16 protein-coding genes are annotated in these 20,105 nt (G+C 42.9%); 6 read left to right on the top strand and 10 right to left on the bottom strand.

Going from position 1 to position 20,105, the window contains the following annotated elements; translation table 11 throughout:
• Positions 1–132: 132 nt before the first annotated feature.
• From glmM to rlmE, 4 genes are all read right to left on the bottom strand, one after another.
• Positions 133–1,473, bottom strand: a complete 1,341-nt coding sequence (gene glmM, locus LDO37_RS03760) for a phosphoglucosamine mutase (protein WP_126607607.1) — start codon at positions 1,471–1,473, stop codon at positions 133–135.
• Between the two features lie 15 nt (positions 1,474–1,488).
• Positions 1,489–2,319: a dihydropteroate synthase gene (gene folP, locus LDO37_RS03755; protein ID WP_126607608.1), complete on the bottom strand. Its 831-nt coding sequence runs from the start codon at positions 2,317–2,319 to the stop codon at positions 1,489–1,491.
• Positions 2,320–2,377: 58 nt separating this feature from the next.
• On the bottom strand, positions 2,378–4,321 hold the full coding sequence (gene ftsH / locus LDO37_RS03750; protein WP_126607609.1) for an ATP-dependent zinc metalloprotease FtsH: 1,944 nt from the start codon (positions 4,319–4,321) through the stop codon (positions 2,378–2,380).
• 105 nt (positions 4,322–4,426) lie between these two features.
• Positions 4,427–5,056 (bottom strand): 23S rRNA (uridine(2552)-2'-O)-methyltransferase RlmE, encoded by a 630-nt coding sequence (rlmE, locus tag LDO37_RS03745; protein ID WP_101113249.1) that lies wholly within the window; start codon positions 5,054–5,056, stop codon positions 4,427–4,429.
• A 123-nt stretch (positions 5,057–5,179) separates the two neighbouring features.
• Between rlmE and yhbY the strand changes: the two genes are divergently transcribed.
• A complete protein-coding gene (gene yhbY / locus LDO37_RS03740; RefSeq protein WP_101113426.1) occupies positions 5,180–5,476 on the top strand; it encodes a ribosome assembly RNA-binding protein YhbY in 297 nt (98 codons plus the stop codon).
• 116 nt (positions 5,477–5,592) lie between these two features.
• On the opposite strand, the gene greA is transcribed toward yhbY, so the two are convergent.
• Complete coding sequence (gene greA / locus LDO37_RS03735) at positions 5,593–6,066, bottom strand: transcription elongation factor GreA (RefSeq protein ID WP_101113250.1); 474 nt, start codon at positions 6,064–6,066, stop codon at positions 5,593–5,595.
• 531 nt (positions 6,067–6,597) lie between these two features.
• Here greA and LDO37_RS03730 point away from each other — a divergent pair.
• Both LDO37_RS03730 and dacB read left to right on the top strand, forming a co-directional pair.
• The gene (locus tag LDO37_RS03730) at positions 6,598–7,617 is read left to right on the top strand and encodes a porin (RefSeq protein WP_126609011.1); all 1,020 of its coding nucleotides are present in this window, start codon (positions 6,598–6,600) and stop codon (positions 7,615–7,617) included.
• Positions 7,618–7,726: 109 nt separating this feature from the next.
• The gene (gene dacB / locus LDO37_RS03725; RefSeq protein WP_126609010.1) at positions 7,727–9,130 is read left to right on the top strand and encodes a serine-type D-Ala-D-Ala carboxypeptidase; all 1,404 of its coding nucleotides are present in this window, start codon (positions 7,727–7,729) and stop codon (positions 9,128–9,130) included.
• Here the strand turns inward: dacB and LDO37_RS03720 are convergent.
• The gene (locus LDO37_RS03720; RefSeq protein ID WP_126609009.1) at positions 9,096–9,908 is read right to left on the bottom strand and encodes a magnesium transporter; all 813 of its coding nucleotides are present in this window, start codon (positions 9,906–9,908) and stop codon (positions 9,096–9,098) included. The genes dacB and LDO37_RS03720 overlap by 35 nt on opposite strands.
• A 486-nt stretch (positions 9,909–10,394) precedes the next feature.
• Here LDO37_RS03720 and LDO37_RS03715 point away from each other — a divergent pair, with 486 nt between their 5' ends.
• Positions 10,395–10,805, top strand: a complete 411-nt coding sequence (locus LDO37_RS03715; protein ID WP_126609008.1) for a YbaN family protein — start codon at positions 10,395–10,397, stop codon at positions 10,803–10,805.
• Between the two features lie 47 nt (positions 10,806–10,852).
• Here the strand turns inward: LDO37_RS03715 and tyrS are convergent, their stop codons facing one another.
• Positions 10,853–12,040: a tyrosine--tRNA ligase gene (gene tyrS, locus LDO37_RS03710; RefSeq protein ID WP_126609007.1), complete on the bottom strand. Its 1,188-nt coding sequence runs from the start codon at positions 12,038–12,040 to the stop codon at positions 10,853–10,855.
• Between the two features lie 130 nt (positions 12,041–12,170).
• Here tyrS and LDO37_RS03705 point away from each other — a divergent pair, with 130 nt between their 5' ends.
• The gene (locus tag LDO37_RS03705) at positions 12,171–13,463 is read left to right on the top strand and encodes a peptidoglycan DD-metalloendopeptidase family protein (protein ID WP_101113256.1); all 1,293 of its coding nucleotides are present in this window, start codon (positions 12,171–12,173) and stop codon (positions 13,461–13,463) included.
• A gap of 91 nt (positions 13,464–13,554) precedes the next feature.
• Here LDO37_RS03705 and LDO37_RS03700 read toward each other — a convergent pair whose 3' ends face one another.
• The 3 genes from LDO37_RS03700 to erpA form a co-directional block, all read right to left on the bottom strand.
• Positions 13,555–16,725 carry an efflux RND transporter permease subunit gene (locus tag LDO37_RS03700; RefSeq protein ID WP_126609006.1) on the bottom strand — a complete coding sequence of 1,057 codons (3,171 nt, stop codon included), beginning with the start codon at positions 16,723–16,725 and terminating at the stop codon, positions 13,555–13,557.
• 12 nt (positions 16,726–16,737) lie between these two features.
• Positions 16,738–17,820 carry an efflux RND transporter periplasmic adaptor subunit gene (locus LDO37_RS03695; protein ID WP_126609005.1) on the bottom strand — a complete coding sequence of 361 codons (1,083 nt, stop codon included), beginning with the start codon at positions 17,818–17,820 and terminating at the stop codon, positions 16,738–16,740.
• 244 nt (positions 17,821–18,064) lie between these two features.
• Positions 18,065–18,406 carry an iron-sulfur cluster insertion protein ErpA gene (erpA, locus tag LDO37_RS03690; protein WP_126609004.1) on the bottom strand — a complete coding sequence of 114 codons (342 nt, stop codon included), beginning with the start codon at positions 18,404–18,406 and terminating at the stop codon, positions 18,065–18,067.
• Between the two features lie 200 nt (positions 18,407–18,606).
• Between erpA and hemL the strand changes: the two genes are divergently transcribed.
• Positions 18,607–19,899 (top strand): glutamate-1-semialdehyde 2,1-aminomutase, encoded by a 1,293-nt coding sequence (hemL, locus tag LDO37_RS03685; protein WP_126609003.1) that lies wholly within the window; start codon positions 18,607–18,609, stop codon positions 19,897–19,899.
• Positions 19,900–20,105 lie beyond the last annotated feature (206 nt).

Below are 20,105 nucleotides of genomic sequence, written 5' to 3'. Positions count from 1 at the left end.
TAAATTGTAAAGCTTAGGGCTTAAGTGGTCAAAATATTAGCAAAGCGCTAAAAAAAGAAGCTTAACCAAATACACAAACCTAATTTAGAGCCATCAAGCCAAAGTAAAACTTTGGCTTTTATATTGTTGAGATCAACAGCTCGCTTTTACCGCTTCTGCTATCTCTAGTGCCGATTTCTGTACAAGTTCCGCATCTTCACCCTCAACCATGACACGAAGAAGAGGTTCTGTACCGGACTTTCTCAAAAGCACTCGACCTTTTTCACCCAATTTAGACTCAACCTTAACCACTGCATCTTTTACAGCTTGAGCTTCAAGAGGGTTTGAATCTCCACAGAATCGAACATTCTCTAACACTTGAGGATATAGCGTCATACCTTGAGAAAGTTCATTCAGAGTCATTTCGCTATCAACCACTGATGCCAACACTTGCAATGCAGCGACGATTGCATCACCTGTTGTTACTTTGTCCAACAAAATCACATGCCCAGAGTTTTCTGCACCGATTTTCCAGCCTTTCGCCAGCAGTTGCTCCATGACATAGCGGTCACCAACGGCTGCCCGTACAAATGGAATACCCAGTTGTTTGAGTCCATTTTCCATACCAAGGTTCGTCATCAATGTACCGACTACGCCACCTTTTAGTTCGCCACGACGGAGTGCATCTCGCGCAATGATGTAAGCAATCTGATCACCATCAATCTTGTTCCCAAGCTCATCAACCATGATGATACGATCACCATCGCCATCAAAGGCCAATCCAAGATTTGCTTGCTCCTCGATCACTCGCTTTTGCAACGCTCGAACATCCGTTGCACCCACTTCATCATTAATGTTTGTGCCGTTGGGCTCAATACCCATTGCGATAACTTCTGCACCGAGCTCTTTAAAAACACTAGGAGCAATGTGGTAAGTTGCACCATGTGCGCAATCCACAACGATCTTCTGTCCAGCTAAACTCAATTCATTAGGGAATGTGCTCTTACAAAATTCAATGTATCGACCTGCGGCATCATCAAGTCGTGATGCTTTACCGAGCAGTGCTGACTCAACACATTCAATGTCTTTGTCTAACTCAGCTTCAATCGCTAATTCGATATCATCTGGTAACTTTGTTCCCTCAGATGAGAAGAATTTGATGCCATTGTCATAGTAAGGATTGTGAGATGCAGAAATTACAATGCCAGCTTCAGCGCGGAATGTTTGTGTCAAGTAAGCGACAGCAGGAGTTGGCATTGGACCTGTGAATGTCGCCTTTAGCCCTGCAGCTGCAAGACCAGCTTCAAGCGCAGATTCCAACATATACCCAGAAATACGTGTATCTTTGCCGATAATAACTTTTTTTGTTCCTTGCTTTGCAAGTACGCGACCAGCAGCCCAGCCAAGCTTTAATACAAAATCGGGAGTGATTGGGTATTGTCCTACCTTCCCACGAACACCGTCCGTACCAAAATAACGCCTTTTAGACATAATATTTCCTAATAATTTTTATTGGTTTGTACTGATTGTATTGATAATTTTTATCGCTTCAACCGTTTCGACCACATCATGAACACGTATGATCTGGGCACCTTTCAGTGCAGAGACGCTTGCACATGTAACACTGCCGATCAGGCATTCTTTCGGTTCTTTATCCAAGAGCTTAAATATCATTGATTTACGAGACATCCCAGCAAGGATAGGTAACTCAAAGCGATGGAACCGCTCTAGATTTGCCAATATGTGATAATTGTGTTCAATCGTTTTACCGAATCCAAACCCTGGATCTAAAATCAATTGTCCACGCTCTATCCCTGCATTTTCACAAGCAGAAACACGCTCTGCCAGAAATGCCTCAACATCTTTCAAGAGATCATGATATGTAGGGTTTTCTTGCATGGTTCTAGGTTGCCCCTGCATATGCATGAGACATATCGGCACATTAGCTTGAGCTGCAGCTTGCAAAGCTCCGGGCTCCCGAAGTGCTCTCACATCGTTGATGATATCAGCTCCCGCAGAAGTAGCTTGTATCATAACCTCTGCTTTGCTGGTATCAATAGATATCCATACATCAGACTCTGCTCTTAATGCTTTTATGACAGGAATAACACGTTCAAGTTCTTCGTCTAACGTAACGTCTGGAGCACCTGGTCGCGTTGATTCTCCGCCAATATCAATGATCGTTGCACCTGCCGATATCATTGAACGTGCTTGGCTTAAAGCATCATCAATACGATTGAACTGACCACCATCTGAAAATGAGTCGGGGGTTACGTTCAATATCCCCATAATATGGGGGCTGCTTAAATCGAGTTTTTTATTATTGGATCGTATAAACATGACTATTCTAGAAACAGAAAAACCCCGAGTTTCCTCGGGGTTTGTATTTAACTATTTTTTACTCAACGTTTTTGTCGGCACTTTCATCAGAAGGGGCTGAAGGTTTTTCTTCTTCATCTTTTTCTTCTTTATTTGGCTGTGCTTTCTTTTCGTTGTTTGACTCTTCTTGAGCACGAGTTTGATCGCCCCAACCTGCTGGTTCACGAACATCTTCCTTTCGCTCCATCAAGTCGTCGATCTGTCCTGCGTCAATCGTTTCATATTTCATTAATGCATCTTTCATTGAATGCATGATATCCATGTTCGCTTCAAGAATGACTTTAGCGCGATCATAGTTACGGTCAATAATACTGCGAACTTCGTCGTCGATAAGTTTTGCCGTATCGTCAGAAACATGTTTAGTTTGAGTCACACTACGACCAAGGAACACCTCGCCTTCATCTTCTGCATAAAGCAAAGGACCAAGTTTGTCTGAGAAGCCCCATTGAGTGACCATTTTACGAGCAATGTCTGTTGCACGTTCAATATCGTTTGACGCGCCAGTTGATACTTTATCAGAACCGTAGATAAGCTCTTCGGCTAAACGACCACCGTATAAGCTTGAGATCATCGACTCTAGATGCTGACGAGACATACTCACACGATCACTTTCTGGTAAATACATAGTGACACCCAACGCACGACCACGTGGAATGATAGACACTTTATATACTGGATCGTGCTCAGGAACCAAACGACCAACAATAGCGTGACCCGCTTCGTGGTACGCTGTGGATTCTTTAATGTCTTCAGACATAACCATTGAGCGACGTTCCGCACCCATCATGATTTTGTCTTTAGCAAGTTCAAACTCAACCATTGATACATTGCGTTTGTTTCCACGAGCTGCGAATAGGGCTGCTTCATTCACTAGGTTCGCTAAGTCTGCACCAGAGAAGCCAGGTGTACCACGAGCAATCAAAGATGGCTCAACGTCACCAGCAAGTGGCACCTTACGCATGTGAACTTTAAGGATTTGTTCACGACCACGAACATCTGGAAGACCAACAACAACCTGACGGTCAAAACGACCAGGACGAAGAAGTGCAGGGTCAAGAACGTCCGGACGGTTAGTTGCTGCGATAACAATGATACCTTCGTTACCTTCAAAGCCATCCATTTCAACCAGCATTTGGTTCAATGTTTGTTCACGTTCATCATGACCACCACCAACACCAGCACCACGTTGGCGACCTACAGCATCGATTTCATCAATGAAGATGATACAAGGCGCGGCTTTCTTCGCTTGTTCAAACATGTCACGTACACGAGATGCACCAACACCAACGAACATTTCGACGAAATCAGAACCTGATATCGTAAAGAACGGCACTTTTGCTTCACCAGCAATGGCTTTAGCAAGCAAAGTTTTACCCGTACCCGGAGGACCAACCATCAAAACACCGGTAGGGATCTTACCACCGAGCTTTTGGAAGCGACTTGGGTCACGTAAGTAATCAACCAACTCTTTAACATCTTCTTTTGCTTCATCACAGCCAGCAACATCAGCAAACGTTGTTTTGATTTGTTCTTCGCTCATCATACGAGCTTTGCTCTTACCGAAAGACATGGCACCTTTACCGCCACCGCCTTGCATTTGACGCATGAAGAAAATCCACACACCAATCAATAAGATCATTGGGAACCAAGAAATGAAAATAGTACCCAGTAAGCTCTGCTCTTCTGGCGGAGTACCGACTACTTTCACATTCTTGTTAATCAAATCATCAAGCAACTTACTGTCGTACACAGGCATATAAGTCACATAGCGAGTGTTATCACGACGGTAATACGTGATTTCTCTGTCTTTGAATTGAGCTTCTCGAATCTGGCCTTGGCCAACTTCCTGTACAAATGTGGTGTAATCCACTGTTCTGCCGCTATTTTCCCCAGGGCCGAAGCTCTGGAAAACCGACATCAAGACTACGGCGATTACTAGCCACAAAATTAAATTTTTTGCCATGTCACTCAAGGTGTCAGCCTCTCGATAACTAATTGTAATTAAAGGTAGGGTACTACAGTTTATACGCTGTAGCTATAGTGTTAAATTGCTCTTTGTAAACGTAAGCTAGCCTTTGTAACCAGTCGCTACAATATAGACTTCTCTTGAGCGAGCTCTTGAAGAGTCTGGCTTTCTTATTTTTACGGTCTTAAACATGTCTCGCACATCTTTAACGTATTGATCAAAGCCTTCGCCCTGAAATACCTTAACAACGAAACTACCACTTGGAGCCAGAACTTGTCGACACATATCCAACGCCAGTTCCACCAAATACATGGCTCTAGGTTGATCTACCGAAAGGTTACCAGCCATATTTGGCGCCATATCAGACATTACAACATCAACCATATCTGGTTGAATTCGCTCTAAAAGTGCTTCTAGAACAGCGTCTTCACGGAAATCACCTTGCAAAAAGGCAACGCCAGCGATCGAATCCATAGGTAAAATGTCACAAGCTATGACCTGTCCTTCTTGTCCTACGTGCTTAGCGGCGTATTGAGACCAACCACCAGGTGCAGCACCAAGATCGACAACGGTCATTCCAGGTTTCAATAGCTTATCTTTGCCTTGAATTTCTTCAATTTTGAAGATAGCACGTGAACGATAACCTTTCTTCTTTGCTTCATTTACGTATTTATCATCGAAATGTTCTTTCAACCAGCGACCTGAGCTAGCTGAGTGTTTCTGTTTACTCATTCGATTCCTAATTGCTTGAATGACCATCCACCAAATAAGTATGGTAGAAATTATAGTCTTCAGGGATAGATGGCGTTAAAATGGCGGTTTTCAACCCTTATATTAAAGAAAATTGGGCGCACAATGAACCTAAGCACCAAACAAAAGCAGTATTTGAAAGGCCTAGCTCACAGTTTAAAACCTGTGGTACTAATGGGTGCCAATGGATTGACCGAAGCCGTACTTGCTGAAATTGAGCTGGCTCTAGACCACCACGAGCTAATCAAAGTAAAAGTTGCCTCTGAAGACAGAGAAACAAAAGTTCTCATTATCGACGCTATTGTACGTGAGACTAAAGCTGAAAAAGTACAAACCATTGGTAAAGTACTGGTTCTGTACCGTCAGTCTGAGGAACGCAAAATCGAGATTCCTCGTAAATAACGGATTGCCTTTGAAGCACCAATTTGTGGCTTCAATTAAAAAAGGTCGCATTGGCGACCTTTTTTATTTTCTAAGATGTTTTATTCCCTTAAAAGCAAGGTTCAATCACTATCTTTCTATAAGTATTCAACTTTTGCGATGTCGTAGTCTTTGATACCACCTGGCGTAGTAATGGTAACTTCATCACCTTCTACTTTACCAATTAGACCACGGGCAATCGGAGAGCTAACAGAAATTTTTCCTGCTTTAATCTCTGCTTCATCATCGCCGACAATTTGGTATGTACTTTCTTGGTCTGTATCAATGTCCACCAAGGTTACTGTTGTACCAAAAATCACTTTGCCAGTGTTTTCCATCTTGGTCACATCAATAACTTGTGCAACCGAGAGTTTGTATTCAATATCACGAATCTGAGCTTCACATATGCCCTGCTCTTCACGAGCCGCATGATACTCTGCGTTCTCTTTTAGATCACCAAGCTCACGAGCTTCTGCAATTGCTTCAGAAATCAATGGACGACGTTTCATCAACGTTTCCAGTTCTTCGCGTAGTTTCTGCTCACCACGAGCAGTCATTGGAACTTTTTCCATCTTATACCTCAACAGATATCTGACTTAGTGTATTTGCCAGAATCTTCAGACAACAAAACCCCTCTCCTACTCAAGCTGCGAGTATGAGGCGGGGCAAATGGTTCACTTTTAAATAGTGTAATCAAACTTTTTCACAAGGTCACGTACTTCAAAAGTTGTGAGTCACAAAACCTTAAATTGACGGATTTCTCCAATCTTACCTAATCACCACAATTATAAATTTCCAACAAATCAAACATAATTCATATAAAAAAATATAAAAAAATCATTTAAGAAAAAAAATAAAAAAAATCACAACGTCATGTTTTTAAAGTGAAACCCAACAACAAAAGCCTAAAAAAACAATGTTCATTATTTGATTTTATATCATTTTACTAACGGCTACCTGAACTTTAAGGGTACAAATTCCTCACCTTATAAATGCGAATTAAATCACACAGATATCTGCATGATGTTATTCGCATCCCTAAGTGGGCAGGAAAATAACCTACCTGCTTATATTTACGGACTAAAACTAGGACTTAGAAAGCAATGAACAAAAATCTAATTGCTCTAGCTGTAGCTGCGGCTGCTAGCACTGGCGCTACTGCTGCTGAAATCGCGAAAAACGACAACGCTTCTCTTGAAATGGGTGGTCGTGTTGAAGCTCGTCTTTCTCTTAAAGATAACAAAGTAGAAGACAAGTCTCGCGTACGTCTAAACTTCTTAGGTAAAACTCAGATCACTGACGAGCTATACGGTCTAGGCTTCTACGAAGGTGAGTTCAAGGCATACAACGAAAGTGGTCACAACGGCTCTACTCAAGATACAATTGAGCACCGTTACGTGTTTGCTGGTATTGGCGGTAACTTTGGTGAAGTAACAATGGGTACTGTAAAAGGTTCTCTACAAGCGGTTACTGACTTCACAGATATCATGGCTTACCACGGTAACACTGCAGCACCTAAAGTGAACGCTGCAGACCGTCCAGATCGCTCAATCGCGTACGCTGGTACTTTCGGTGATTTCGAAGCTCGTGCTAACTACACCATTGGTTCAGCTACGGCTAACACAACTACTGATAAAAACGAGAAAGACAATAACAGCGGTTACGCTCTTTCTGGCATTTACTCAATCGGTGACACTGGCGCACGTTTAACAGCTGCTTACGCTGCTCAAGACGAATCTGCGACTAAGTCTGTTAAAGAATTCATGCTAGGTGCATCTTACGAATTTGATGCGTTTTACGTAGCTGGTCTTTACACAAACATCGACAACCAAGAAGATGGCGCGAACAACGGTTCAAAAGGCGACGGTTATGAACTAGCAGCAGCTTACACAATGGGTCAAGCTAAGTTCACAACGACTTATAACCGTTTGAACGACAAATCAAACGCAGCAAACTCAGAATCAGAAGTAGAAAAAGACAACATCGCTGTAGATGCAACTTACTACTTCAACAACAACTTCCGTTCGTACGTTTCTTACAACTTTAACCTGCTAGATTCAGACAAAGTTGGCAAGCTAGGCGCACAAAACGAAGCAGTTCTTGGTCTACGTTACGACTTCTAATTCCGCTTTTAGCTGAATTGAATGATAGAGCGTCCACCTTAGGGTGGACGTTTTTTTTTGCTGATTATTTGCTACACTGAAAACCGATATGCATCTTTGACCCCATATTATGCGAACACTAATATTCCTGTTTTTTCTCATCAGTTTCCAATCTTTAGCATATGCCCCCGTGGATTCACTCCCATACGGTTCTAGGCACACTCTTTTAGTGTCAAACAGCTTCGGAGACTACGCATTAAAGAAAAACAGCGAACAGTTTTTTCCTCCAGCAAGCACTCTAAAAATTCTGACTGCTCTGGCTGCAAAATTAGAACTAGGCAATGATTTTCGCTTTGAAACGCATTTTGAAATGGTTGAACAGAACCTTGTTATTCGCTTTAGTGGCGATCCTGAGTTAAGAACCGAACATTTAACGGCTCTTACTCAGCAGCTTACGCAACAAGGTATAACCTCTGTTAACAACGTCATCCTAGACAATAGTGCTTTCAGAGGGTACGAACGAGCAGTAGGCTGGCCTTGGGACATTTTAGGCGTCTGCTATAGTGCTCCAGCCAGTGCGATAACACTGGACAACAACTGTGTACAAGCGTCGATTTCGTCTCAATCCAATCAAGCAACATCGGTATTTGTCCCAAGCCACCAGCCCATCAATGTCACAACCGATGCTCTTAGCTTGAATAAGGTGGCAGTGAAATCCAAACGATGCCAGTTAGAGCTGATAACCTCTGAGGGGAATCAGTACCACCTATCAGGGTGCATACAGGAGAGAGATAAGCCACTGCCGCTAAAATTTGCGGTGCAAGATACCTCTCTTTACGTATCTGCCATTATCCAGCGCATCTTAGCTAAAAATGGCATCAGCGTAGCAGGCTCGTTCTCAAGTAAAAGTGAGACTAAAAAAGGGATCATTGTTGCTACACATCAATCCCAAGTACTCCCAGAGTTACTCAAGATAATGTTGAGTAAGTCAGACAACTTAATTGCTGACAACTTAACCAAAACAATGGGGGCTCGTTTTTACCACCAGCCAGGTAGTTTCTCGAACGGCACTGAAGCCATTAAACAAATTCTTTATACACGAGCAGGCATCAATTTAGAGCATACGCAACTGGAAGATGGCTCTGGGCTTTCACGGAATAACCGCTTAACAAGCTCTGATATGGAAAAAGTGCTTAAATACGTTTGGAAACATAATGCCGAGCTGGGTTTAATAGAGCTACTTCCTGTTTCCGGCCAGTCTGGCACACTTAAATATCGAAAAAGCATGAGGAAAAAGCCTATAGCCGGTCGGATAACCGCAAAAAGTGGGTCGCTGTACGGCAGCTACAATATGGCTGGATATGTTTTGGATGAAAAAAACAAACCAACATCGCTGTTTGTTCAATTCGTTACTGACTATCACCCTGTAAAAAAGGACGACGCCCCAAAGGTTATCGCCCCTATATTTAATTTTGAGAAACAATTTTATCGCGACTTGATTAACTCAAGCCTAGAAAATGATTCACTACGGTAAAATAGATCCAAATGCCTGATATATCGACAATAGACGCCAATACTGGGCTCACTAAAACTGCTGGGTCCAGTCGACACGCTCGCGCTAAAATAGGCAACACACCACCTAACGTTGTAGATATGGTGACTTGAATAAACAGAGCGACAGCTACTGCTATCGCGATCAATTCCAATTCAAAGTTCGAAGTATTCACATTTCCGCTAAATAGCATGATTCTGGCTACAATCACTATCGCGACCACAATTGCTAACAAAAGAGACACACGGCTTTCTTTCCAAAGTACCTGTAGCCACTGCCTCTTTCTTATTTCTCCAGTTGCGAGTGCACGAATGACAAGTGTTGCAGCTTGAGTTCCAGTATTTCCTCCAGCTGCAGCGATGACCGGCATATAAATTGCCAATAACACTAATTGGCTTAGTGTATCCTCATATTGAGCAATAATAAGCCCTGAAACTATTCCTAGCAGTGCTAATCCAATTATCCACCCAACACGCTGTTTAAAGTGTTCAAACACATTGGTAGACATATACCCTTGCGCGGTTTCAGCTTCAGAATGAATGAAGCCAAGCCGGATTGCGCACTGCCGTGCACGTAAATCATGACCACACTTTTCGAGTTGCTTCATAAAGTGCTGAACTTCCCTTACTGAGTAATGCATGAGAATCGCTGTTACTTCTTCCAGTGGCATAATTGAAAGTAAGTAAAGCTGATGTTCATGGTCATACTGCTTAAATACTGTGAATACCGTATTTGTTTCTTCTTCAGAATATATTGTCATTGCGAATCTCCCGATTAGCGGTATCTATTGCCAAAAGACAGTAAATTTCATGAACAACCAACATACTTCCGGAATTCAGTTACCTGTAAAGGGAAGTCTTGCTCTTGTAGAAGGGAGATAAATAGAAGTTTGAAATCGATGGAGAGTCATTTCAGGATCATGCAGCTATTTTTCTCCTCGACTACTGGGAGGATTGTCGGCATTACTCATGATAAGCTCCTATCTACTGCACGATTGCAGCGCGAGGATTTTACCACGCCCTCTAAAAATTCGAATGGCATAAAAGGAACTTTAATTCCTTAAAAATCAACATATATGCTAACCAATTGGTCGCACTAATAAGATCCTAACAACCAATTGAGCAACAGCACACCGTTTTAATATTGATTCTCATTAGCATCAAAATTAGAATGACAATCAACATATTAATTGGTCTATACTTCCACCATATAGACAAGGCTTTTTATACACACAAATTGGATTCACATGGAAAAAGTGCACACAGATACGCCAATCTCAAACGGAAAGCGCCTTTTCCTTATCGCTCTAGGGTGGCTTACGGTTGTGCTCGCTTTTATCGGGGTATTTATTCCGTTGCTTCCCACCGTTCCATTTCTGCTCGTCTCGCTTTATTGCTTTGGAGCAACATCTGAGAAATTTCAAAATTGGTTGCTTCAAAATAAGTATTTAGGACCTATTTCAAGACGGTTAAAGAACAAGCAAGGGTTAACAAAAGCAGAGAAAATCCAATCACTAGTGGTTATCTGGTTGTCTATGGGAGCGGTCTTGTATTGGCTTGCATGGGGAACCCATTGGCAATATGGCGTTATCTCTTTACTTGTATTTGAAACTTGGTTTATCGCTCGATTTAAAAGCTATACTCCCAACGATCTCTAATATAAAAAAAGCCCTGATAAATCAGGGCTTTTTCAAAAAAGTTATTTCTACTTAATTGTCACTCGTGCAAATTTGCGTTTACCCACTTGGTAAACAGCAGTGCCGGCTTCAGGGACAAGTTTGTTGTCTGCAACTTTCTCGCCGTCTATTTTGGCTGCGCCTTGTTTAATCATTCGCATCGCATCTGATGTTGAATTAACTAGCCCAGCATCCTTCAGCAAGTTCGTAATTGGCAACCCTGCATCAAACTCAAATTCAGGCATTTCTTCAGGCATTGCGCCTTTCTGGAAACGGTTAATGAATTCTTGCTCAGCTGCATCAGCATCCGCTTCGGAGTGGAAGCGAGCAATGATTTCTTTAGCCAATAGTATTTTGATATCACGTGGATTTTTACCATTTTCGATATCAGTTTTGAATTGCTCAACTTCACCTAATGGGCGGAATGACAACAACTCATAGTAACTCCACATCAAATCATCAGAGATCGACATGATTTTACCGAACATTTCGCTTGGCGCTTCACTGATACCAATGTAGTTATTCGCCGACTTGGACATTTTCTTCTCACCGTCCAAACCTACCAATAAAGGCATCATCAAAACAGCTTGTGGTTTTTGACCGTTAGACTTTTGCAGTTCGCGTCCCATTAGGAGGTTAAACTTCTGGTCTGTACCGCCCAGCTCTACATCCGTTTCCATTGCGACTGAATCCCAACCTTGAAGCAATGGATACATAAATTCGTGAATCGCAATAGGTTGACCACCAGCATAACGCTTCTTAAAGTCGTCACGCTCTAACATACGCGCAACGGTTTGATTCGCAGCTAAACGGATCATACCTTCAGCACCCAACTCCGATAACCACTCTGAGTTAAATTGGATCTTGGTTTTTGCTGGATCAAGAATTTTAAACACTTGCTCTTTATACGTTTCTGCGTTGCGAAGAACATCTTCACGGCTAAGAGGTGGGCGAGTGTTATTTTTACCCGTTGGATCACCAACCATTGCGGTAAAATCACCAATAAGGAACGTCACTTCATGACCTAAATCCTGAAATGTACGCAACTTATTAAAAATAACGGTATGACCGAGATGGATGTCTGGTGCAGTAGGATCGGCACCTAGCTTAATACGTAAAGGGCGACCTTCCTTTAACTTTTCAATTAATTCTTCTTCTGGAATAAGCTCTTCGGCACCGCGCTTAATTTCCGCCAGTGCTGCTTCAATACTCGCCATTCTTGTTCACTCCCACAGATTTGGCAAAAATTTGATATTCCGCCATCTTACTTGAATAGCACTCAGTTTTGAAACCAGTTAGACTCAGTAATTGTCTTTTTTATATCATTAACCCAATAAATGGATTCCGATGTCTAAATTCGCACGTCTTTCTCCGTTGCACCGAGTATGGATTGCCTTCTTTTCTGCGATTGTCATCATCGCTGTGTTTCTTCTTCCAGACGCCAGTGAGCTCAAACCCAAGACTCAAAGTTTGGAAGTGGGCAAAGCCTATCCAATCCCCATTGATGGTGCGAACTTAAGCCCAAGCTACGAGCCCAAAACCCTTTCTCTGATTCGCTGGGAAACCCATAAAGTACGTTCAGGTGAAAGCGCTGCTGTCCTATTTAGCCGCATAGGGTTATCTCCTCGTCTTTTACATAACCTGATTAGCAGCAACAAAGAAATCAACAGACAGCTATCACGTTTGCGCCCAGGAGATACGTTAAAATTTGGCTTTGATGAGAATAATGAGCTGATTCATTTGAATCGTCAGTTAAACGCCTTTGAAACATTCAGTATTACTCGGTCTGAAGATGGGTATACCTCCCAGCTAAGTAAGAAAGAAGTCGACATACAATACAATTATGCCGAGGCAGAAATTACGTCGAACTTTTGGAACGCAGGCGTTACCGCCGGTTTAAATGCAAATCAGATTATGGAGCTGGCTGGGATATTTGGCTGGGATATCGACTTCGCTCTGGATATTCGAAAAGGCGATAACTTTCAGGTGTTGTACGAAGAAAAAGTTGTCGAAGGTGAAAAGATTGGACGAGGTAATATCATTGCCGCCATTTTTACCAACCAAGGTGACACATTCAAAGCGATTCGTGATAGAAAAACGGGTAACTATTACGATCAAGATGGACGCGCAATGAAAAAAGCGTTCCTTCGTTCTCCAATCAACTTCCGTTATGTCAGCTCTAATTTCAACCCACGACGGCTACACCCTGTGACGGGCAAAGTACGCGCGCACAGAGGAACCGACTATGTTGCACCTGTTGGTACACCTATCTGGGCGGCTGGAGACGGGATTGTTGAGAAGTCTGGCTACAACAAGTTTAATGGCAATTATGTCTTTATTCGCCACAGCAACACGTACATAACTAAGTATCTACACATGAAAAAGCGTAGAGTAAAAACAGGGCAAAGAGTAAAACAGGGGCAAACCGTTGGCACTTTGGGTAGCACTGGTAGAGTCACTGGAGCGCACCTTCACTACGAATTTTTGGTTAATGGTGTACATAAAAACCCTCGGACGGTTAAGCTTCCTGAGTCCAAATCGTTAAAAGGGAAAGCGAAGCAAACATTTATTGCCAACTCTAAGCTTCGTTTAGAGCAACTTGATAAATACAAAGTGCTTCTACAACCTCAAGAAAGTTAGCGTTCGCTGTATTTTCACATGCAAACAAAAACGCCAGCTTAGTGATACTAAGCTGGCGTTTTTCATTTTTAAGCGAGAGTAGTGAGAGAAATTACGATGCCTCGTTTACCAATTCCAGCTCCGTTTTTTCTGACTCTGTTTTTCCAATAACAGAAGAGTCGTCTGATTTGACTTCTGTTTTAGGCTCCCTACCGAGCATGAGCAAACAAGGTGTCAAGACCAGTGTTAACACTGTCGCAAATGCCAGCCCACCCGCAACAGCCGTTGCTAATTGAGACCACCACTGAGTACTTGGCGCACCAAATTCTATCTTCTGATTAATAAGGTCAATGTTCATTTCCAATACCATTGGCAGAAGACCTAAAATAGTGGTCACAGTGGTTAACATAACTGGGCGAAGACGCTGAACTCCGGTACGTAATATCGCATTGGTCTTGTCTAAACCGCGCTTTCTCAACTGATTGTATGTATCAATAAGTACTATATTGTTGTTAACGACAATACCCGCCAGCGCAATAACACCAATTCCTGACATAATCACGCCAAATGGCCTTTGGAAAATCAACAAACCAACAAACACACCAACAGTTGAAAACAGCACTGCACTCAAAATCAAGAATGCTTGATAGAAGCTATTGAACTGGGTAATCAGAATCAACGCCATCACAGCCAACGCAATCAAGAACGCTTTTTGCAAAAATGCAGACGAGTTTTCTTGCTCCTCATTCTGTCCTCGAATCTTGTATTCCACACCAGCAGGAAGCTCTAGTTTCGCCAAAGCTTCTTCAATCTTAGGCAGTTCATTAGCTAGGTTGTATTCCTCACCCTCTTTCATGTCAGCCATGATGTTGATGATACGGTGCCCATCGAGACGTTGGATCGCGTCTTGTTTTTGGTGCGGTTTAATTTCTGCAAAATTAGTAATTGGCACTAACCCTTGTTGAGTTTTGACTCTCAATTGATCAAAGCGTCCAATATCTCGCTTGTCTTCAGGGAATCGAACCAAAATATCCACTTCTTCATTTGCATCATCGGGAAGGTAATCACCAATTTTCAATCCGTTTGTGACAAATTGAACCGTGTTTCCTACTAAGGTTGCATCCGCCGCAAAACGTGAAGCGTCATCGCGTCGAATATCGATTTGCCAGTCGATACCCTCTTTACTAGATGTGTCATTCAAGTTTGTGAACGCAGGATATGAATCCGCCCAATGGCGTACAATTTTCGCGCCTTCGTCCAAGTTATCAGGTTGGTTTGAAGACATCTCGATGACTAAGTCATTTTCTACTGGGGGACCTGCATCTGGGAATTTGTATTCGATCTCGACCCCTGCAAACTTATTTGTCACTTCACGAAGCTCTTCGATAATTACGGTCACTTTACGACGATACTGCCAATCAATAGGGGTAATTTGGATCTGCCCTATCTCATCTTTTCCACCTGTTTTGGTATAAACACTCTCAAATTCATCGTGACCTAAAACAGCGGCTTCAACTTCGCGCATGATGGTGTCTTTTTCACGTAATGATAAATCACCATGTGAGCGTACTTTTACCGTAAAGAATGGAGGATCAACCTCAGGGAAGAACTCTGCACCAAGACCGGCTTTGTTATAAGCAAAGCCTACGGCAACGGCCAGTAAGATCGCAGAAAATAGAATTTTGAGAGGATGCTTAATCGCCACAGACAGGGTTTTATAATATACCCTTGTTAAACCTGTCGCTTTCTCAAAGTCGCCATCATGCAGAGCCACCATTTCTTTCTGCTTAGCGGGAGAAACGTACTGCCGTTTGCCTAGCAACCCACCAAGAACCGGAACAAACAATAGCGCCATGACCAAAGATGCACTTAGCGTTGCAATCAGCGTCAGCGGTAGATACTTCATGAACTCGCCCGTGGTATCGGGCCAGAATAGTAAGGGAGCAAATGCAGCCAGCGTAGTAGCGGTAGAAGCGGTAATAGGCCACGCCATTCGTTTTGCTGCATCTCGGTAGGCCTGTTTCTTATCGACACCTTCTTGCATTCTTCTGTCTGCAAATTCGGTGACTACAATGGCACCATCTACCAGCATACCGACAGCCATGATCAACGAGAAAAGAACGACAATATTAACCGTTAAGCCAAATATCGCGAGAACCAGCAATCCCGTAAGAAATGATCCAGGAATGGATACACCAACTAAGAAAGCCGTTCGTGTACCAAGAATCGCAATGATCACGATGACAACAAGAATGATCGCAGAAAGAATGTTGTTTTGAAGATCATTAAGCATAGTCTTCACATCTTTTGACTCATCCCAAGTATATTTAACTAACAGGTTTGAGGGCCAATCATCACGTTTCTGCGCCTCTGCTAGAACTAACTTAACCAGATCAACAGTTTCAATGATGTTTTCGCCAGCTCGTTTCTTCACATCGAGAACGACAGCGGACTCACCATCGAGTCGAGCGTAACTTTCAGGGTCTCGGAATGCGCGTCTTACGGTCGCGATATCACCAAAGGTAATAACTTGTTTTCCATCGACTTTTACTGGCAGCTCTAAGACGTCTTTTAGAGAGTCAAAAACCGAAGGCACTTTGACAGAGAATCGTCCATAGCCAGTATCAACAAAACCGGCCGCAACAACTTTGTTATTTTGAGCAATTAGATTGTAGATATCGCCTTGATCAAGACCATAGCTTTCCATGAGAAGCGGATCGACAATGATTTCAACAACATCATCGCGGTCACCAGCAATATCGACTTCAAGAACCTGACGGAAACCTTCCAGCTTATCTCGTATTTGGCGCCCCACCTGAACAATAGTACGTTCCGGTACTGTCCCGTATAGCACAACAGATAAAATCGGCTGCGCGGAAGCCAAAGTTACTTCGTTAACGGTTGGTTCGTCACTGTCTGCTGGCAGTTTAGCTTTGGCTAAATCCACTGCCTCACGAACATCAGCCATTGCTTTATTGAGGTCAACACCAACATTGAATTCCAGCATGACAGAAGCATGACCTTCTGAAGCGGTGGAATTCATCTCTTTTACACCTTCAATTGAGCGTAGCTCCTGCTCAATAGGTCGTACAAGCAGTCGCTCTGAATCTCCAGGTGAGATACCTTGGTGTCCAACAGACACATAAATAATTGGAATGGTAATATCCGGGCTGGATTCTTTGGGGATCGCTTGGTAAGTCAGTGCTCCTGCAACCAAAATCAAGACCAACAAAGTCAGCATTGTACGGCTACGCGAGAGTGCTGCATCAATTACAGAATACATAATACAGCCCTCTTATTGGCGAGTAGCGATTACGGAATCGCCATCACGGACGAATCCTTGACCAACAGTAATGATATCCACTTCACTGCCTAGCCCTGTCAGCCAAACACCGTCTTGTTCCGCTTTAACCAATTGAATAGGAATAAACTTAACTATGTCTTTGGCTTGAACCGTTTTCACGCCTAAGTTCCCAGATTCATCTAGCGCTAACATTGCGGGCGTAACTTTAACAGCAAGCTGAGTCTCTAGCTCTAGATCAACCTCAGCGCTCACACCTGCTGGTGTTTTCTGCCCTTTATTCGGAATTTCAATTTCAATGGCAAACGTATTGGTAGATAAAGAGGAAACACGAGAAAGATAGCGTAAGCGCCCTTCAATAATCTCGCCAGTCACCAAGCGAATAGAAGCAAGTTGATTCAGTTTAAGCTGATGAACATGGCGCTCGCTGACGTCTGCCTCGATAACCAACTTAGAAAGATCTAAGACTTTCGCGACGGGATCACCCACACCAACGAAGTCCCCGACTTCAATCATCATGTCTTCTACAAAGCCAGAGAAAGGTGCTTTAACTTCAGTATTACTGAGTGCCAATTGTGCATTTCGAACACCAGCTCGTGCATCGGTTAAAGCAGCTTGAGCATTACTGTAAGCCACCTCACCTTGTAGCCCTCTTTTTTTCAAAGAGTTAGCTGCTTTAAATTCTTTTTCTTTTACAGTCAACAACGCTTTGGCTTTCTCAAGCCTAATATCCAAATCCGCCTTGTCTATTTGGGCAATAGCTTGCCCCTTCTTAACAAAGTCACCTTTACTCGCTTTAAGCGCGATAATTTTTCCAGCGATTTCTGCGCCGAGAGTGGCTTCACGGTTTGGTGCGGTACGACCATAGAGGTTAATATTTTTAGCGGTGGGCTGAGCTATAAAACTATCAACAACAACCTTTGCGAGTGGGATGGTTTCTTCTTGCTTATTACTTTGAGGTGATTCTTCCGCTTTTAGAATACCAAGACCAAGCCAAACGGTGAGAATAGTAACGAGTATGAGGGAAACTAGCCAAGGGCGTTGAGAGAAAAAGCCATTAGTTCTTGCAACTGGCATACAAATTCCTTGTTATATTTTTTTTGTCTTATACGACTTCCTAACGCAAAAGACTCAATTTAGACGGGGATTATATCTGAGCAACCTTAAGCTCAGATTAACATTGAATGACCCAATGCTAATCAAGTATACGGAAACAATACACCGTACCGAACAGTGTTTTGCAAGTAAACTCACAAAAAAATGAAAAAACCCAGTAAATTACTGGGTTTTCATAGAATTAAAGGGCGTATTAAAACTGCGACTAGACGCTAAATGATGCTCCACAACCACATGTTGTCGTAGCATTAGGGTTGTTGACGAAGAAGCGGCTGCCTTCTAAACCTTCAGTGTAATCAACAATCCCCCCCATTAGATACTGAAGACTCATCGGGTCGACAACAAGAACAACACCATCATTTTCGATAATCGAGTCACCTTCATTGACGGACTCATCAAAAGTAAATCCATACTGAAAACCGCTGCAACCACCTCCAGTGATGTATACACGCAGTTTTAGTTCTGGATTTTCTTCTTCAGAAATTAGGAGCTTTACACGTGCTGCCGCCGTATCTGAAAAGGACAAGGGTACATTTAATTCACTCACAACGACCTCTCTCACGCGGCTTATTTCATCAATACGCCGACTTATTAAAATTTCGATTATTGGCTGATTATCTAATACCTGACTGTTACGTTCAAGTATTGCCTATTTCAACCTAAGTCACACAAAACTTTAAATTGGATAATGCAAAAATCGCGGTTACCGTTACAATGCGTGCGTTCAACTTAAATAAGGATTTCTCCATGACCAAATCAGCCGAGCTGTATCAAAAAGCGCAAGATATTATCCCGGGAGGCGTTAACTCCCCTGTACGCGCTTTTAATGGCGTAGGTGGCTCGCCGCTATTTATAGAACGAGCTGACGGCGCATTTATCTTTGATGCTGATGGTAAAGCTTACATCGACTATGTTGGTTCATGGGGACCAATGATTCTAGGTCACAACCATGTTGCTGTTCGCGATGCCGTAGTAGAAGCCGCTAATCGCGGACTGAGTTTTGGTGCGCCAACCGAGATGGAAATCAAAATGGCGGAGTTGGTGTCGACATTGGTTCCTTCAATGGAGCAACTTCGCATGGTGAGCTCTGGAACTGAAGCCACTATGAGTGCGATTCGATTAGCTCGTGGCTACACTGGTCGAGATAAAATTCTGAAGTTTGAAGGCTGTTATCATGGTCATGCTGATAGTCTATTGGTGAAAGCAGGCTCAGGAGCTCTCACCCTTGGTCAGCCAAGCTCTCCAGGTGTACCAGCCGATTTTGCTAAATACACTCTTACTGCGACTTTTAACGATCTAGAGTCGGTAAAAGAGCTGTTTGCTGCAAACAAAGGGGAAATTGCCTGCATTATTGTAGAACCTGTTGCGGGTAATATGAACTGTATTCCTCCTGTCGATGGTTTCCATGAAGGTCTACGTAGCATCTGCGATCAAGAAGGTGCTTTGCTGATTTTTGATGAAGTCATGACGGGCTTCCGTGTTGCACAAGGTGGCGCTCAGGCTTACTACAATATTCAGCCAGATTTGACTACGTTAGGTAAAGTAATTGGCGGTGGTATGCCAGTCGGTGCGTTTGGTGGTAAGAAAGAAGTCATGCAGCATATCGCACCAACTGGGCCTGTTTATCAAGCGGGTACCCTTTCTGGTAACCCAGTGGCAATGGCTGCTGGCTACGCTTGTTTGCAGGAATTAACGTGTGAAGGCAATGAACAACGTCTGGCAGACGTGACCAAGCAACTGGCTGATGGATTCAAAGAATTGGCCGATAAAAATGGCATTCCTTTAGTTGTGAACCAAGTCGGTGGGATGTTTGGATTCTTCTTTACGGATCAGACTAACGTAACGAGCTATGAAGACGTCACAAAATGCGATATTGAGCGTTTTAAGCGATTCTTCCACCTTATGCTTGATCACGGTGTTTATCTTGCACCTTCAGCTTTTGAAGCAAGCTTCACTTCTTTGGCGCACGGCAGCAAAGAAATTGATGCAACGCTGGAAGCGGCAGACCGCTGTTTTGCGATCCTTGCTTCTGAAGCATAAATTCTTATATCGATTTTTAATAAAAATCAGTCTATTTAGGGCAGCCTTCGCTGCCCTTTTTATCGCCAACTGAAAATTACTAAAGCGAGAAGTACACAAACACATAGTATAACGGCTTCTTTTTCCTGAGTACGCTTTCTCTTTTCTACAGCAAGCCATAACGCTTTTCTTTTGTTGATAACCAGTTGTATTACCGCCATTATAAT

The sequence above is a fragment of the Vibrio penaeicida genome (genome assembly GCF_019977755.1).
Classification (GTDB): domain Bacteria; phylum Pseudomonadota; class Gammaproteobacteria; order Enterobacterales; family Vibrionaceae; genus Vibrio; species Vibrio penaeicida.
The sequence above is the reverse complement of the archived record's forward strand: the minus strand, read 5'-3'. Positions and strand labels throughout refer to the sequence as shown.